The sequence below is a fragment of the Aeromonas rivipollensis genome (assembly GCF_037811135.1).
Classification (GTDB): Bacteria; Pseudomonadota; Gammaproteobacteria; order Enterobacterales; family Aeromonadaceae; genus Aeromonas; species Aeromonas rivipollensis.
The window spans coordinates 3,487,913-3,504,172 of record NZ_CP149130.1; the positions used below are offsets into that span (position 1 = coordinate 3,487,913).

The following is a 16,260-nucleotide window of genomic DNA, read 5'->3' on the forward strand; positions in this document are numbered from 1 at the left end:
TCCATTTATCAGTACAGCCTGCCGTCATTTTGGGGTAAATAAAAAAACCCTGAATAATCAGGGTCTTTCTGCACTATTCGTGGCTTAGAAGCGACGTACGAAGTCAGCGACAGGCAACTCCCGCAGCTTGCGCGCCTCCAACATGGGGGTGCCCAGGTAGAGGAAGCCCACCAGTTGATCGTCCGGTGCCAGCCCCAACCCCTGATTGATCCCCTCGTCGAAGATGAACCAGCCGGAGCGCCAGATGCCGTTGAACCCCTGTGCCTGGGCCGCCATCTGCATCGCCATCAGGGCGCAGCCGGCAGAGAGCTCCTGCTCCAGTTTAGGTACCTTGGGGTGCGCCTGATAGCGGGTCGCGACGGCCACCAGCAGGGGAGCGCGCAGGGGCGCCTCCTGGCACTTCTTGATGCTCTCGTCGTCCTCGCCCCGGGCGCGGGCCGCGTCCGCCAGCAGGGCCCCCAGTCGCTCGCGCCCCTCCCCTTCAAACAGGATGAACTGCCAGGGGGTCAGGGTGCCGTGATCCGGTGCCCGCAGGCCGGCCTTCAGAATATTGTCGAGCACCTCGCCACTCGGGGCCGGGGTGGTCAGACGGCCACAGGAGTGGCGGTTGAGTAACAGGGAGAGGGCATCCATGGTCAGTTCCTTATCAGGGGGCAATGATGGCGCTACCTTAGCACAGCCCGAAGGGGAGCACAGCCGGGGCTGGCCTGCGCCACCAATAGAAACCCCCTGATAGTCAGGGGGTTATCATCGTGCAGTCAGCCAAGGCCAGGGCGCTAGATAACGGACGCCAGCTCGGCCCCCTGGCGGATGGCGCGCTTGGCGTCGAGCTCCGCCGCCACGTCGGCACCGCCGATGATGTGCACCGGCTTGCCCGCCGCCTGCAGACCGGCCTGCAACTCCCGCAGGGGCTCCTGCCCGGCGCAGATGATCACCTGATCCACCGGCAGGCACTGTCTGGCCTCGCCCACCTGGATATGCAGCCCCTCGTCGTCGATGCGCAGGTATTGCACGCCGGAGAGCATCTGTACCTTGCGGTTCTTGAGCACTGTTCTGTGGATCCAGCCCGTGGTCTTGCCCAGGCCATCCCCCACCTTGCTCTCCTTGCGCTGGAGCAACCAGATCTGGCGCTCGGGAGCGTCGATCACTGGCGTCATCAGACCGCCGCGCTCACCCAGGCTCTTGTCGATGCCCCACTCCCTGAGCCAGTGATCGCGATGATGATCCGCGCTCCCCTCCGCCTTCTTCTCCACCAGGAACTCGGCCACGTCGAAGCCGATGCCGCCGGCGCCGATCACCGCCACTTTCTGGCCCACCGGCTTGTGATCCCGCAGCACGTCGAGGTAACTCAGCACCTTGGGATGATCGATGCCGGGAATGTTGGGGGTGCGCGGGCGGATGCCGGTGGCGAGGATCACCTCGTCAAAACCGCCGCCAAGCAGGCTCTCGGCGCTCTGGCGCTGACCGAGATAGAGCTCGACGCCGCACTTCTCCAGCCGCCTGGCGAAGTAGCGCAGGGTCTCGTGAAACTCCTCCTTGCCCGGGATCTGCTTGGCGAAGTTGAACTGGCCCCCTATTGTCGGCGCCTGATCGAACAGGCTCACCTGATGGCCACGCTCGGCGGCGTAGCAGGCGAATGCCAGCCCGGCCGGCCCGGCCCCCACCACCGCCAGCTTCTTGGGCTGGGGCACCCGGCCAAACGTCAGCTCGGTTTCGAAACAGGCGCGAGGATTGACCAGGCAGGAGGCGCGCTTCTGCTTGAACACGTGATCGAGGCAGGCCTGGTTGCAGGCGATGCAGGTGTTGATCTCGTCCGCCCGGTTCTCGGCGGCCTTGATGACAAACTCGGGATCCGCCAGGAAGGGGCGCGCCATGGAGACCATGTCCGCCTCCCCCTGCGCCAGGATACGCTCGGCCACTTCTGGAGTGTTGATGCGGTTGGTGGTGATAAGTGGCACCTTGAGGTGCTTTTTCAGCTCGGCGGTCACCCAGCTGAAGGCGCCCCGAGGCACGCTGGTGGCGATGGTGGGGATGCGCGCCTCGTGCCAGCCGATGCCGGTGTTGATGAGGCTCACCCCCGCTTGCTCCAGTGCTTTCCCGAGCGCTATCACCTCCTCCAGGGAGGAGCCCTTCTCCACCAGATCCAGCATGGATAGACGGAAGATGATGATGAAGTCGGTGCCGACCCGCTCGCGAATGGCCCGCACTATTTCCAGCGGGAAGCGCATACGGTTTTCGCTGCTGCCGCCCCAGCCGTCGCTGCGCTGGTTGGTGCGCTCGCAGATGAACTGGTTGATGAGATAGCCTTCCGACCCCATCACCTCGACCCCGTCATAGCCCGCCGCCTTGGCCAGTGCCGCGGTCGAGGCGAAGTCTCGTATGGTGCCGCGGATCTGCCGCTCGCTCATGGCCCGCGGCTTGAACGGAGAGATGGGAGCCCGGATGGCGCTCGGCGCCAGGCTGAACGGATGGTAGGCATAGCGGCCGGCATGGAGGATCTGCAGCGCTATCTTGCCCCCCTCCTGATGCACGGCGCTGGTCACCTTCTTGTGCTTGGCGACCTGCCAGGGGAAGCTGAGCTGGGAGCCATGGGGCACCAGGCGCCCCCGCAGGTTGGGGGCTATCCCCCCGGTGACTATGAGGGCGACACCGCCGCGGGCGCGCTCGGCATAGAAGGCGGCCAGCTTGTCAAAGCCCCCCTTCTCCTCCTCGAGGCCGGTATGCATGGAGCCCATCAGCACGCGGTTCTTCAACTGGGTAAAACCGAGATCCAGGGGAGTCAGCAGCGTTGGATATAGACTCATGACGCACTCCTTTTCGAGGCCGGCACGCAGGAATCCATATGCAAGACCCGGTTCTTCAACTGGGTAAAGCCGAGATCCAGGGGGGTCAACAGCGTTGGATAAAGGCTCATGACGCACTCCTTTTCGAGGCAGACACACGAGATGCCGCCAGCACATGGTGACGAAGAAGGGGACTGCGGGGGGTCAGCAACGTCGGGTAGCGGCTCACAGGGCCTCCAGTTAATTTTTTGTTATCAAATTGAGGCTAGAGTAAAGAATCGAAAATCCTTTTTCAAACAAATGTTTGGACATTTTTTCAGCGAACAGCCGTGTCCCGAAGCCAGGGGGGGCGATCGCGGCCAAGGGAAAATGGCAATTGGCGGGTCAACTGGTTAATAATGACCTCTCTCTACCCATTAACAGGGCGTTAGCACGGCTATGTCTATTTTCAAAGGTCTGGGGTGGCTGTTTCGCAGCCTGTGGCGTCTGCTCAACTTTACCCGCTTGATGCTGGTCAATCTGCTGTTTCTCATCGTCGTGCTGGTCATCGCCTTCAGCCTCAACCAGAGCGAGACCCCGGACACGCCCATAGAGGGGGCCCTCACCCTCAATCTCGCCGGCGTACTGGTGGAGCAACGCACCCAAACCGATCCGACGGTACAGCTACTGAGACAGATGGAGAAAAGCGACGATCAGCCCAGTGAAATCGTCCTCTCCGACCTGTTGTGGGCCATCAAGAGCGCGGGAGATGACGACCGCATCAAGGCGCTGGTGATCAAGCCCCAGGGACTGCAGGGGGCCAGCCTCTCCAAGCTGCAGGAGGTGGCGAGCGCCATAGATGCATTCAAGGAGAGCGGCAAGCCGGTCATCGCCATGGCCGACTACTACAGCCAGGGCGCCTACCTGCTCGCCGCCCATGCCGATCATGTGCTGCTCAACCAGAGCGGCGCCGTGCTGATCGAAGGCTTTGGGGTCTACCAGACCTACTTCAAGTCGGCGCTGGAGAAGCTCAACGTCACCCCCCATGTGTTCAAGGTCGGCACCTACAAATCCTTCGTCGAGCCCTATACCCGTGACGAGATGTCCCCCGAGAGCAAGGAGGCGAACCAGCGCTGGCTGGATCAGCTGTGGCAATCCTATGTCACCGACGTGGCCGAGCAGCGGGAGATAGAACCGGATGCCGTCGCGCCAGACAAGGATCACTTCCTCGAGCTGCTGCGCAAGGCCGGTGGCAATGCCGCCAGCTACGCCCTCGACAACGGTCTGGTGGATCAGCTCGCCACCCGTGACGAGATGACCCAGGCGGTCATCAAGGAGGTGGGCGAGAGCGAGGATCACGGCTGGAAAGGGGTCGGCCTGAAAGAGTATCTGGCCGCCATCCCCGAGCAATATCCCCAGAACGGCAAGGATGAGGTGGGACTCATCACCGCCAGCGGCGCCATCATGGACGGGGTGCAACCCGCCGGCACCATAGGCGGTGACAGCCTCGCCGAGCTGCTGGCCGAGGCCCGCCGCGACGAGCTGGTCAAAGCCGTGGTGCTGCGGGTCGACAGCCCAGGGGGCAGCGCCTTCGCCGCCGAGCAGATCCGCGCCGAGCTGCTGGCCCTGAAACAGGCGGGCAAGCCGGTGGTCATCTCCATGGGCAGCTACGCCGCCTCCGGTGGCTACTGGATCTCCGCCGATGCGGACAAGATCTTCGCCTCCCCCACCACCCTCACCGGCTCCATCGGGGTGTTCGGCATGTTCGCCACCATCGACAAGGCGCTCTCCCAGTACGGGGTGCACACCGACGGCGTCGGCACCACCGACTTCGTGGGGGTCGGGCTGACCCGCGCCCTGCCGGAGCACGTCGGTCAGGCCATCCAGCTGAGCGTGGAAGACACCTACCAGCGCTTCGTCGGTCTGGTCGGCAAGGGCCGTGGCCTGAGCCCGGAAGAGGCGGAGAAAGCCGCCGAAGGCCGGGTCTGGACCGGTCAGGATGCCAAGGAGCTGGGGCTGGTGGACGAGTTCGGCAACCTGGACGACGCCCTCAAGGCCGCCGCCGAGCTCGCCAACCTCAAGAGCTGGCAGGTCACCCCCATAGCGCCGGAAGAGTCGGCAAGGGACAGGTTCCTGCGCGAGCTGTTTGACAGCAGCGCCCAGGCGCTGGCCCCGCACCTGCAAAGCTGGCTGCCCGCAGGATTGGGCAAGGTGCTGGTGGAGATGAACCGCAGCCTGGATCCGCTGACCCGCTTCAATGACCCGCAAGGCACCTACGCCTTCTGCCCGGTCTGCGTGCCCTGATCCGGCAACGACAACAAAAAAACCGCCGAAAGGCGGTTTTTTTGTCTTCAGAAACCCATGACTATCAGCTCAGCAATCCAGCCTCAGCCCAATGCTGCAACTCGGCCAGCACCCGGGTCTCGCGCACCGTCCACTGGGGACAGGGGCCGGCCAGCTGGGTCTTGTTGGTCTGCAAGGCCTCTTCCAGGGCAAACCAGCCCGGGGTGAAGCCAAGACGTATCTCGTAGGGCTGGGGGTGCGGCTCGCTCCACGCCTCCCCCACCTGACAGAGGTAATAGAAGGAGCGGATGCAGTAGGCGTCGTAGTCGGACTCGCGGGCGGCACGAAACTCCCGGGTCTGCCCGAGCAGCAGACCCACGGCCACCAGCTCGGCGCCGCACTCTTCCCGCAGCTCCCGGGCCAGGGCGGTCTGGTGACACTCCCCCGCCTCTATGCCGCCCCCGGGGAACATGAGATCCCCGTTGACGCGAGAATGCACCAACAGCAGTTCATCCCCGCGCATCACCACGGCCCTGACCGTGGTCCGCTCGAGCACCCGCCCCTCGCAGGGAACCTGACCATGGACGAGGCGGATGTCGAAGGCATGGGCCCATTCACGGGCACCGGGTGGTAGCGGGATCATGGGGCCTGGTAGCTCCCTGCCCTGAGCGCCTCTACTATGGTGGCTGCCGCCTGATCCAGCCTCTCCTGCTGCTCCTTGCCGATGGCATGGTAGATCCCGAGACGGGTGGACGAGACCTCGGGGGTCTCCTGAAACGACTCGCTCACCTTGCCCCACTGATAGGCCAGATCAAATGCCTTCTGCCCCATGTAGAGGGTGCTGAGGGCGGTGAGGATCCGGCTGTTGACCTTGTCCCCTTCCCCATAGAGGGAGAGGGCGTGATGCATCAGGGCGATGGCCTTCTGGGGCTCGCTCTTGGCATAGATGCCCCCCAGGGCCAGCTGCAACTCCGGCTCCTCGAGGGCGGGGGTGCCTTCCAGCGCCAGGAAGCTGGCACGGGCCGCTGGATTGGTGTTGTTGGTCCAGTGCCAGAGCAGCAGGTAGGGATCCTGGGAGCCACGGGTCTGCGCATCCAGCTGCTCCAGCTGAGCGCCGGCGGCCAGCATGCCCTCCACCCTGGGGCTCTTCTGCTCGCGGGCCCGCTTGTATTCGATGTTGGTGGAGTGTTCGGCGCACTGGAGGTAACGCTCCAGGTCACGCATCAGCGCGTACCTGTGCCTGTCCGAGCCCTCCTCCTGGAGGTAGTAGCGGGCGCGGATGACATCGCTGCGCTCATGGCGACACCAGCCGTCGTCCACCAGATCCGCACAGAGCGCCGGAGACTGGGTGCAGATGTTGTGGATCCTGTCGTCATCGCAGGCCATCAGCGTCAGACAACAGGCGAGGGGGAGCAGTAACGGACGCTGTGAGAATAGGGTCATGGTTCACATCTGGTTGGTAACAATCGCAACCCGCACTGGCCACCGCCAACTAGCAAACAGGCTACATATCCATTACAATGCGCGCGCCGTATAAGGCCGCGACTGCAGAATAATATAACGAAACCGTCAGCCCTACACTGATCTGCATTCGACGAATTTCAATTTGCCCAGGCAACTTGCTTCAACAACGTGAAATAAAGGATCTGGTTAATGACCCACGAGCACTACTTGCAGGCGTGGCAGGAGAGCCAGGAGCTCGCCGAAGCCATGCAGCCCTTGATTGGTCGCCTCTACCGACAGCAAGGGATAGAAATCACCCTCTACGGGCGCCCCCTGCAGAACGCCTCCACCATCGACATCCTCAAGGCCCACAGGGTCGTTCGCCGCCACCAGGGCACTCCCCTCCCCATCCAGCAAAGCTTCCCCCTGCTCCAGGTCATGGTCGCCCTGAACCCGACCGCCGCCGAAGTCGATCTCGGCAAGCTGGCCGTCGGCTACTGGCAGGATCACCAGGATGAAGCCGGCATAGACGACTACCTGCGTGCCAAGCTGGCCCCGGCCCTGAACCGCAATTCAGTGCCCGCCCCGACCGACGTGGTGCTCTACGGCTTTGGCCGCATCGGCCGCCTGCTGGCCAGGCTGCTGATCGAGCGCACCGGCGCCGCCAACTCCCTGCGCCTGCGTGCCATCGTCGTGCGTGGCGGTCGCGAGGGGGATCTGGAGAAGCGGGCCAGCCTGCTGCGCCGCGACTCGGTGCACGGTCCCTTCAACGGCTCCATCGAGGTGGATAATGAGCGCAGCGCCATCATCGCCAACGGCACCTTCATCCAGGTGATCTATGCAAACAGCCCTGCCGACATCGACTACACCGCCTATGGCATCGACAATGCGCTGATCGTCGACAACACAGGGGTCTGGCGCGACGAGGCGGGTCTGTCCGAGCACCTCAAGGCGCGCGGCGCCGCCCGGGTGCTGCTGACCGCCCCCGGCAAGGGGGAGATGAAGAACGTGGTGTTTGGGGTCAACCACGAGGTGATAGGCCCGGATGACAAGATCATCTCTGCCGCCTCCTGTACCACCAACGCCATCACACCCGTGCTCAAGGTGATGCAGGACAAATACGGCATCCGCCACGGCCATGTGGAGACGGTGCACTCCTATACCAACGATCAGAACCTGATCGACAACTATCACAAGGGCGAGCGCCGCGGTCGCAGCGCAGCCCTCAACATGGTGATGACCAGCACGGGCGCCGCCAAGGCGGTGGCCAAGGCGCTGCCCGAGCTCAAGGGCAAGCTGACCGGCAACGCCATCCGGGTGCCGACCCCCAATGTGTCGCTCGCCATCATCAACCTGTCGCTGGAGCAGGGCACGGATCGGGAGAGCCTCAACGCCTATCTGCAGCAGATGGCACTGAGCTCGGCCCTGCATCGCCAGATCGACTTCAGCGCCAGCACAGAACTGGTCTCCTCCGACATGGTTGGTTCCCGCTTCGCGGGCATAGTGGACTCCCAGGCCACCATCGCCGAGGGGGATCACTGCGTGCTCTACGTATGGTATGACAACGAGTTCGGGTACAGTTGTCAGGTAGTGCGGGTGATGGAGCAGATGGCCGGTGTAGTCCGCCAGGATCTGCCCGCCTGATCCCTTCATGGCTCAATTTGCAAGGAGAGGCCGATGTCGTTTCAACAGGTGATAGGGCAGATGCCCAAAGAAGTGTACGAGCGGCTCAAGACCGCGGTCGAGCTGGGCAAGTGGCCGGACGGCCAGCCCCTCACCGAGGAGCAGAAGGCCACCTCCCTGCAGGCCGTGATGGCCTGGCAGGCGATGCACCTTGCCGATCCCGAGCACATGAACATAGGCCGCGACGGCGAGATAGTGATGAAGAGCAAGAGCGAGCTCAAGCGCCAGTATCGCGATGAGGAAGAGATAGTGCGGATCGACCTCAGTCACTGATACAGAGCCGGGATACCGCTGCACTGCGGCGCACAGCAAAGAGGGGAGCCATTATGGCTCCCCTCTTTTTTGTTCGGCGATAGCGACCCGTCAGGGGGTCAGCTCGCCCCGCAGGGACTGCTGCATCAGCTCGCGGATGCGAGGCGCAGGCAGATCCTGGCTCAGCAGGAAGTGGAGCTTGGTGAGCGCCGCCTCGGCTGTCATGTCAAAGCCCGAGATGACACCGGCCCGGGAGAGGGCGTTGCCGGTGGCATAACCCCCCATGTTGACCTTGCCGTGCAGGCACTGGCTCAGGTTGACGATGATGACGCCCCGGGCCGAGGCCTCGGAGAGCAGCGCCAGCATGGCCGGGTTCTGGGGTGCATTGCCCACCCCGAAGGAGAGCAGGATCAGCGCCCGCACCGGTTGTTGCAATATGTTGGCGATCACCTCGGCCGAGATGCCGGGATAGAGGGTCACCACGCCGATGGGCTGGGGGGTGATGTCGTGCAGCACCAGCGGACGCTCGGAGGGCTCCCCCAGCTCCCCCGCTTCCAGGGAGATGGCGATGCCGGCATTGAGCAGCGGCGGGTAGTTCGGCGAATCGAAGGCGTGGAAGCCGTCCGCGTGCACCTTCTTGCTGCGGTTGCCGCGATAGAGCTGATTGTTGAAGAACAGCGTGACCTCGTGGATCGGGTAGTTGGCCGCGATATAGAGGGCATTGAGCAGGTTTTGCTGGCCGTCGGAGCGCAGCTCGGCGAGGGGGATCTGGGAGCCGGTGATGATGACCGGCTTGTGCAGATCCTCGAGCATGAAGGAGAGGGCCGAGGCGGTGAACGACATGGTGTCGGTGCCGTGCAGTATCACGAAGCCGTCGTACTGCTCGTAGTTGTCACGAATGTCCTCGGCGATACGCTGCCAGTCCGCCGGGGTCATGTCGGAGGAGTCGATGAGGGGGGCGTACTCGTGGATATGATAATCCGGCATCTCGGGCCGGTGGAACTCGGGCATCCGGGCCAGACAATCTTCCATGAAACCCGCCATCGGCACATAACCGTGGTCGGAACGCTGCATCCCTATGGTGCCGCCCGTGTAGGCGATATAGATAGACTTCTTCACACCCTCTCCTCTCTCTGGACTGACAACCGGCGGACAATTCAAGGTTCAACCGGTTCCTTCACTTCCTATTCCGGTTCCGCTCATGGGCGGGAAACTGGCGAATTATAGAGACTGCCGCTGCAAATGACAGCCATCATTGTTGCGGGCCGGAGCACACCCAGGACGTAGTTTTAAATGCTAGGTTAATGCACTGTTTTGAGCATTAATATGATGAACATGGATATAAACGGTGATTTTTGCTACTATCCGGCGGATTTTTCATGAATGTCATCTGGATGCCTGATGAAATCGGGCTCGCATCGATCCCATTTTTGCCTGGGACTGGGGCTGTGGCCCCCTCTTGAACTGGCGCCTGCGCCACACTGTTTTTATCCCGGCTGAATCTGTGAGTCTTTCTCGCCAAAGACACAGCCGATCAACATGGGAGTACCGCATGATACAACTTGATTCCTACGCCACCCTGGTCGCCGCCACCCTGGTGCTGCTGCTCGGCCGTCTGCTGGTCAACCGGATTGGCCCCCTGCGTACCTTCAACATCCCCAAACCGGTGGCTGGCGGCCTGGTGGTCGCCCTGGTGCTGCTGCTGCTGCGCTCCACCATGCAGCTTGAACTGCAATTTGACACCACATTGCAAACCCCGCTGATGCTGGCCTTCTTCGCCTCCATCGGCCTCTCCGCCGATCTGGGCAGCCTCAAGCGCGGCGGCAAGGCGGTGATCACCTTCCTGCTGGTGGTCACCGGCCTGCTGCTGGTGCAAAACAGCCTGGGGGTCGGTCTGGCCACCCTGCTGGGTCTGGACCCGCACATGGGGCTGCTGGCCGGCTCCATCACCCTCTCCGGCGGCCACGGCACAGGCGCGGCCTGGGGCTCCATCTTCACCGAGAAGTACGGGGTGCAATCCGCCGCCGAGCTCGCCATCGCCTGCGCCACCTTCGGCCTGGTGCTGGGAGGCCTGATCGGCGGCCCCGTCGCCCGCTACCTGGTGAAGAAGGTGCAGGTGCCCGGCGAGGAGCACAACCGTGACGGTGCCCCCCAGGGCTTCGAGATGCCGGACATGGAGCGGCCGCTGACCACCTTCAGCCTGATCGAGACCCTGGCCCTGATCGCCATCAGCCTCAAGGGGGGCGAGATGTTCTCCCTCTACCTCAAGGGCAGTGCCCTGGAGCTCCCGGTCTTCGTCTGCGTGCTCTTCGTCGGCGTGCTGCTGCGCAACCTGCTGACCCTGCTCAACTGGCATGAGGTGAGCGACCGCGAGGTTTCTCTGCTCGGCAACGTCAGCCTGTCGCTCTTCCTCGCCATGGCGCTGATGAGCCTGAAGCTGTGGGATCTCGCCAGCCTGGCCCTGCCCATCTTCATCCTGCTGGCCGCTCAGACGGTGGCGATGGCGCTCTACGCCATCTTCGTCACCTTCAGGGTCATGGGCAGCAACTATGACGCGGCCGTGCTGGCGGCAGGCCACTGCGGCTTCGGTCTGGGGGCCACCCCCACCGCCATCGCCAACATGCAGGCCATCACCCAGCGCTTCGGCCCCTCCCACCTGGCGTTCCTGGTGGTGCCCATGGTGGGCGCCTTCTTCATCGACATCATCAACGCCGTGGTGATCAAACTGTTCCTGGCCCTGCCCTTCCTGTAAGCCCGGGCGCCAGACCCCATATGACAGAGCCCACCTTTTGGTGGGCTCTTTGCTGGCGCTCTCCCGCCACCATTGGTTCTCATCGGGTCGGGGACTCTGCCCCACGCGGCGACAGTCAGCCAGGGCGCATCACAGCCCTGGCCGGATGACGGACAACAAAAAGCCCCGCACTCCAGTGCGGGGCTTTTTACATCGGGCGCCGCAGTGGCGCCGCTTCTCGACCCTTTCTTACAGGATAAAGGTCGAGACCTGCTGGTTCAGATTGGTGGCACGCCCCTTGAGGTGGTGCGCCTGATCCAAATCCCGCATGGCGGCGGCGGTGATCTCGTCGCTCACATCCTTGATGGCGGTGGTGTTCTGGGTGATCTCGCCGGTCACCTGGGTCTGCTCCTCGGCGGCGGTGGCGATCTGACCCGCCATGTCGGAGATGAGGGAGACGGCCTGGGTGATCTCTTCCAGCGCGGCGGCCGCGGCATCGGCGTCCTTCACACTGTTGTCGGCCAAGCCCTGGCTGGTCTGCATCAGGCTGACCGCACGGGCCGTGGTCTGCTGCAGGGTCTCGATGGTGGACTGGATCTCCTGGGTGGAGTCCTGGGTACGGCGCGACAGCACCCGCACCTCGTCCGCCACCACGGCGAAGCCGCGACCCTGCTCACCGGCACGGGCCGCTTCGATGGCCGCGTTCAGCGCCAGCAGGTTGGTCTGCTCGGCGATGCCCTGAATGGTGGAGAGGATGCCGGAGATGGCCTGGGCGTGACGGCTCAGCTCGCCGATGACGCCGGTGGCCTGACCCACCTCCTCGGCCAGGTTGTTGATGGACTGACGAGTCTGGTTCACCAGCATCTTGCCCTGCTCGCTGCTCTGGGCGGATTGCTGAGCGGCGGCGGCGGTGTTCTCGGCGTTGCCGGCGATCTCCATGGTGGCGCTCGCCATCTCGGTGACCGCAGTGGCGACCATGGTCACCTCCTGCTGTTGACGCTGCAACTCTTCCACCGCGGCCTGGTTGGTCACCAGGCTGCGCTCCGCATCGGCATTCAGCTCGTTGGCGAGCTGGCGGATATTGCCGATCAGCTGGTGCTGGCTGCCGACGAAACGGTTGAAGCTGTTGGCCAGCTGGCCCACCTCGTCATTGGCATCGATCTTGATGCGCTGGGTCAGATCGCCGTTACCGTCGGCGATGCGGGCCAGGGCCTGGGAAACCTTGCCGAGGGGGCCAAGCAGCAGGCTGACCAGCCAGGAGATGGCGATGATGCTGCCCACCAGCACCAGCAGGGCCAGGCCGAGCTGGGTCATCAGCAGGGAGGAGAGCGGCGCCTCCAGGGTGGCCTTGTCCAGCACCAGCACCAGCTCCCAGTCGGTGTTCGGGATGTCGGTCGCCCACAGCAGCTTGTCGCGGCCTTCGTTGTCAAAATAGGCGGGGAGCAGGCTGTTGCTGCTCTTGCTCTGTTCGATCAGGGCATTGGAGAGATCGTTGTCGATCTCGCTGGCGGGCTTCATCGCCTTGGCCGCGTCTTTATAGGCGATGACGGTGCCGTCCTTGTGCATCAGGATGGCGACACCGTCCGCCGGCAGGGCCATCTTGGTGACATCCTCCACCAGGGAGGCGATGGAGAGATCGCCGCCGACCACGCCGCCCTGGGCCGGTTGGGCCAGGGTCACCACCATGACGTTGTAAGCCACGTCCAGGTAGGGCTTGGTCACTATCATGCCGCCCTTGGCCATGGCTTCCTGATACCAGCCACGGGAGCGGGGATCATAGCCGTCACGGTTGATGGAGGGATCCGAGTCGTTCATCTTGCCGCTGCCCTCACCGAAATAGGTGAGCTGGAAACGGCCGGAAACTTGCGCCTGTTGCAGGGCGTTGAGGGGGTCGGGGCCAGCCTTGTTGCCAAGGGCCTGGATGACATCGCGACGGGCGGCGAGCCAGTCACTGACGCTGGCGGCCTGCTGGCTGCCGAGGCGCTGCACCTGTTCCTGACTGCCTTGCAGCAACAGGGACTTCTGGCTGCTGTAGCTCTGCCAGGAGAGCAGCAGGATCACCAGGGAGAGGGCGATCACCACAGACAACAGTATCTTCTGCTTGAGTGATAGGTTTTTCATCGTGCTTTCTTCTTGTGGGGTCAGGAACAGGATTACTCGAAAAGTGCGCGGCACTCCATGTTGTTGTTAGCGGCCAAGGCGCACAAAACTGAAGCGGAGAATGGCGCGGCTGGCGATATTTTCTGCAAGAAAGCACAAAATAGCCTCCGAAATCGGTGACAGAAGGCGGCCGGGGCCAGCCAACCCTGTTTATTCCTTCCGCAATTGGCTAGAATATCCCGTTTTTAAATCACATCGACCCCGAGAGTTTTCACGATGTTTGAAGTCAATCCTGTATTAAACAAGCTTAAGGAGCTGTCTGAGAGGACCGAGCTGCTTAGGGGGTACCTTTGACTATGACGCCAAGAAAGAGCGTCTAGAAGAGGTCAATGCCGAGCTGGAACAGCCGGATGTCTGGAATGAGCCGGAGCGCGCACAGGCGCTGGGCAAGGAGCGCGTGTCGCTGGACAACGTGGTCAACACCATCGATACCCTGACCCAGGGTGTCGATGACGTCGAGATGCTGGTCAGCCTGGCGGTGGAAGGCGAAGACGAGGAGACCTTCAACGAGGCCATCGTCGAAGCCGATCAGCTGGAAGCCAAGCTGGTGGATCTCGAATTCCGTCGCATGTTCTCCGGTCAGCACGACGGCTCCGACTGCTACATCGACATCCAGTCCGGTTCCGGTGGCACCGAGGCCCAGGACTGGGCCAACATGGTGCTGCGCATGTACCTGCGCTGGGGCGATGCCCACGGCTACAAGCCCGAGCTCATCGAGTGCTCGGAAGGCGACGTGGCCGGCATCAAGTCCGCCACCATCAAGTTCACCGGCGAGTATGCCTTCGGCTGGCTGCGCACCGAGACCGGCGTACACCGTCTGGTTCGCAAGTCGCCATTCGATTCCGGTGGCCGTCGCCACACCTCGTTCTGCTCCGTCTTCGTCTATCCCGAAATCGATGACGACATCGAGATCGAGATCAACCCGGCGGATCTGCGCATCGACGTCTACCGCGCCTCCGGTGCCGGTGGTCAGCACGTCAACCGGACCGAGTCCGCGGTGCGTATCACCCACGTCCCCACCGGTGTGGTGGTGCAGTGCCAGAACGACCGTTCCCAGCACAAGAACAAAGATCAGTGTATGAAGCAGCTGAAGGCCAAGCTCTACGAGCTGGAAATTCAGAAGCAGAACGCTGAGAAGCAAGCCCTCGAAGAGACCAAGTCCGACATCGGCTGGGGCAGCCAGATCCGCTCCTACGTACTGGATGACTCCCGTATCAAGGATCTGCGCACCGGCGTCGAGACCCGCAATACCCAATCGGTACTCGACGGCGACTTGGACAAGTTTATCGAAGCCAGCCTGAAATCAGGCCTGTAAACAGAGCAGCAGGAATCACCATGTCTGAACAAACCACTACTCCGGAAGTCGACCAGACTCTCGAACTGAACAACGAGATGACTGAGCGTCGCTCCAAGCTGGCCGCCTTGCGCGCCCAGGGCAACCCTTTCCCCAACGACTTCCGTCGTGACAGCCTGTCCGGCGATCTGCACGCCGAGTTTGGCGACAAGAGCGCCGACGAGCTGGTGGCCTTGAATAAACGGGTGAAGATTGCCGGTCGTATCATGACCCGCCGGATCATGGGCAAGGCTTCCTTCGCTACCCTGCAGGACATGGCTGGCAAGATCCAGATCTACGTGACCCGTGACGACCTGCCGGAAGGCTTCTACAACGAGCAGTTCAAGAAGTGGGACCTGGGTGACATCGTCGGTGTCGAAGGGACGCTGTTCCGCACCAACACCGGCGAGCTCTCCGTCCATGTGGGAGAAATCCGCCTGCTGACCAAGGCACTGCGTCCGCTGCCCGAGAAGCACAAGGGCCTGACCGACCAGGAAGCCCGCTGCCGTCAGCGCTACCTGGATCTGATCGCCAACGAAGAGTCCCGCAAGACCTTCATGATCCGCACCCAGGTGGTTGCCGGCATCCGCAAGTTCTTCAACGAGAAGCGCTTCATGGAAGTGGAAACCCCCATGATGCAGGTCATCCCGGGTGGTGCCTCCGCACGTCCCTTCGTCACCCACCACAATGCGCTGGACATCGACATGTACCTGCGTATCGCCCCCGAGCTCTATCTGAAGCGTCTGGTGGTCGGTGGTTTCGAGCGCGTGTACGAAATCAACCGCAACTTCCGTAACGAAGGGATCTCGGTGCGTCACAACCCCGAGTTCACCATGATCGAGTTCTACATGGCCTACGCCGACTACATCGATCTGATGGACCTGACCGAGGAGCTGCTGCGCACCCTGGCCCAGGACATCCTGGGTGACACCAAGATCCGTTACGCCAAAGAGGGCGAAGAGGGCCTGACCATCGATTTCGGTCAGCCGTTCCAGCGTCTCACCATGGTCGAGTCCATCCTCAAGTTCAACCCGGATGTGACCCAGGACGATCTGGCCACCCTGGAGAGCGCCAAGGCCGTCGCCAAGCGTCTGCACATCGAGCTGATGAAGGGCTGGGAGCTGGGCCATGTGATCACCGCCATCTTCGAAGAGACCGTTGAGCACATGCTGCTGCAACCGACCTTCATCACCGAGTACCCGGCTGCCGTCTCCCCCCTGGCCCGCCGCAACGACCAGAACCCGGACGTGACCGATCGCTTCGAGTTCTTCATCGGTGGCCGCGAGCTGGCCAACGGCTTCTCCGAGCTGAACGATGCGGAAGATCAGGCCAAGCGCTTCCAGGATCAGGTGAACCAGAAAGAAGCGGGCGACGACGAAGCCATGTTCTACGACGCCGACTTCGTCACCGCGCTGGAACACGGCCTGCCGCCCACTGCCGGTCAGGGCATTGGCATCGACCGTCTGGTGATGCTGTTCACCAACAGCCACACCATCCGCGACGTCATCCTGTTCCCGGCCCTGCGCCCGCAACAGAAATAAGCGATCGCCTCAGGCCTGGCCTGATGCCCGATGGCACTGAAAACGCCCCGCAACTGCGGGGCGTTTTTTATG

Annotated in this window: 12 protein-coding genes; 6 read left to right on the top strand and 6 right to left on the bottom strand. The window is 62.7% G+C overall.

Going from position 1 to position 16,260, the window contains the following annotated elements:
• Window positions 1-84 precede the first annotated feature (84 nt).
• Together WIR04_RS15825 and WIR04_RS15830 are read right to left on the bottom strand one after the other, a co-directional pair.
• On the bottom strand, window positions 85-633 hold the full coding sequence (locus WIR04_RS15825) for an NAD(P)H nitroreductase (RefSeq protein ID WP_025326007.1): 549 nt from the start codon (window positions 631-633) through the stop codon (window positions 85-87).
• Window positions 634-776: 143 nt separating this feature from the next.
• A complete protein-coding gene (locus tag WIR04_RS15830; RefSeq protein WP_338888178.1) occupies window positions 777-2,804 on the bottom strand; it encodes an NADPH-dependent 2,4-dienoyl-CoA reductase in 2,028 nt (675 codons plus the stop codon).
• A gap of 417 nt (window positions 2,805-3,221) precedes the next feature.
• Between WIR04_RS15830 and sppA the strand changes: the two genes are divergently transcribed.
• Window positions 3,222-5,066 carry a signal peptide peptidase SppA gene (gene sppA / locus WIR04_RS15835; RefSeq protein WP_338888180.1) on the top strand — a complete coding sequence of 615 codons (1,845 nt, stop codon included), beginning with the start codon at window positions 3,222-3,224 and terminating at the stop codon, window positions 5,064-5,066.
• Between the two features lie 64 nt (window positions 5,067-5,130).
• On the opposite strand, the gene WIR04_RS15840 is transcribed toward sppA, so the two are convergent.
• Window positions 5,131-5,688 (bottom strand): NUDIX domain-containing protein, encoded by a 558-nt coding sequence (locus tag WIR04_RS15840; RefSeq protein ID WP_338888182.1) that lies wholly within the window; start codon window positions 5,686-5,688, stop codon window positions 5,131-5,133.
• A complete protein-coding gene (locus tag WIR04_RS15845) occupies window positions 5,685-6,488 on the bottom strand; it encodes a DUF2989 domain-containing protein (protein ID WP_338888184.1) in 804 nt (267 codons plus the stop codon). Before WIR04_RS15845 ends, WIR04_RS15840 begins: the two co-directional genes overlap by 4 nt.
• Window positions 6,489-6,698: 210 nt before the next feature.
• Here WIR04_RS15845 and WIR04_RS15850 point away from each other — a divergent pair, with 210 nt between their 5' ends.
• Together WIR04_RS15850 and WIR04_RS15855 are read left to right on the top strand one after the other, a co-directional pair.
• Window positions 6,699-8,132, top strand: coding sequence for a glyceraldehyde-3-phosphate dehydrogenase (locus tag WIR04_RS15850; protein ID WP_338888186.1), 1,434 nt, complete (start codon window positions 6,699-6,701; stop codon window positions 8,130-8,132).
• 33 nt (window positions 8,133-8,165) lie between these two features.
• Complete coding sequence (locus tag WIR04_RS15855; protein WP_025326001.1) at window positions 8,166-8,444, top strand: YeaC family protein; 279 nt, start codon at window positions 8,166-8,168, stop codon at window positions 8,442-8,444.
• 90 nt (window positions 8,445-8,534) lie between these two features.
• On the opposite strand, the gene ansA is transcribed toward WIR04_RS15855, so the two are convergent.
• On the bottom strand, window positions 8,535-9,542 hold the full coding sequence (gene ansA / locus WIR04_RS15860) for an asparaginase (RefSeq protein WP_025326000.1): 1,008 nt from the start codon (window positions 9,540-9,542) through the stop codon (window positions 8,535-8,537).
• Window positions 9,543-9,975: 433 nt separating this feature from the next.
• Between ansA and gltS the strand changes: the two genes are divergently transcribed.
• A complete protein-coding gene (gene gltS / locus WIR04_RS15865) occupies window positions 9,976-11,175 on the top strand; it encodes a sodium/glutamate symporter (RefSeq protein ID WP_025325999.1) in 1,200 nt (399 codons plus the stop codon).
• Window positions 11,176-11,403: 228 nt separating this feature from the next.
• Here gltS and WIR04_RS15870 read toward each other — a convergent pair whose 3' ends face one another.
• A complete protein-coding gene (locus WIR04_RS15870) occupies window positions 11,404-13,275 on the bottom strand; it encodes a methyl-accepting chemotaxis protein (protein WP_163154310.1) in 1,872 nt (623 codons plus the stop codon).
• Between the two features lie 255 nt (window positions 13,276-13,530).
• Between WIR04_RS15870 and prfB the strand changes: the two genes are divergently transcribed.
• Together prfB and lysS are read left to right on the top strand one after the other, a co-directional pair.
• A protein-coding gene (gene prfB, locus WIR04_RS15875) for a peptide chain release factor 2 (protein WP_148297608.1) occupies window positions 13,531-14,629 on the top strand; the annotation gives its coding sequence in 2 pieces (ribosomal slippage) (window positions 13,531-13,605 and window positions 13,607-14,629; 1,098 coding nt in all).
• Window positions 14,630-14,649: 20 nt separating this feature from the next.
• Complete coding sequence (gene lysS / locus WIR04_RS15880; protein WP_338888195.1) at window positions 14,650-16,188, top strand: lysine--tRNA ligase; 1,539 nt, start codon at window positions 14,650-14,652, stop codon at window positions 16,186-16,188.
• Window positions 16,189-16,260: the final 72 nt, after the last annotated feature.